Annotated in this window: 1 pseudogene; it reads right to left on the bottom strand. The window is 77.3% G+C overall.

Annotation, left to right across the window (positions count from 1 at the left end):
- Positions 1–144: pseudogene (locus PUR61_RS03740) on the bottom strand (P-type ATPase); the annotation flags it as partial.
- Between the last annotated feature and the right edge of the window lie 410 nt (positions 145–554).

The following is a 554-nucleotide window of genomic DNA, read 5'->3' as shown; positions in this document are numbered from 1 at the left end:
GTTCACCGCGGCGCCCGCCCCCTGGTCGCCCGGACCGACCTCGACCGGCACCGACTCGCCGGTCAGCAGGCTCAGATCCAGGGCCGAGCTGCCCTCCACCCGCACTCCGTCGGTGGCCACCAGCTCGCCCGGCCGGAAGACGTACTACAGCGGCGACCTGGAGCAACTTGTAGTGAAGCAGAGTGAACTGCCTTGAAGATCACCGAGGTCGGGCAATCATGATTAACTCGGCGTGGGGGGGGGGGGGTTGGGGGGGGGTGGGGGGGGGGGTGGGGGGGGGGGGGGGGGTGGGGGGGTGGGTGGGGGGGGGGGGGGGGGGGGGGTGTGGGGGGGGGGGCGGGGGGGGGGGTGGGGGGGGGGGGGGTCGTGGGTGTGGGCGTGGGCGTGGGGGTGGGCGTGGGAGTCGGCGTCGGAGGCGTCGTCCTCGATGACCAGCAGCTTGAGCGGGGCGGCGGCCGGTGCGACGGGGGAGCGGACCGGCGAGGGGGGCGTCCCGGGGGCCGTTCCGGCGGTGCGTCGGGCTCCCCTGCCGCCGTCGGGCGCGGTCGGGACCC

Origin of the sequence: Streptomyces sp. BE20 (assembly GCF_036322525.1) — a bacterium.
In the GTDB taxonomy this organism is placed as follows: domain Bacteria; phylum Actinomycetota; class Actinomycetes; order Streptomycetales; family Streptomycetaceae; genus Kitasatospora.
Note: the sequence above shows the minus strand (reverse complement) of the source record. Positions and strands in the feature narration are given on the sequence as shown.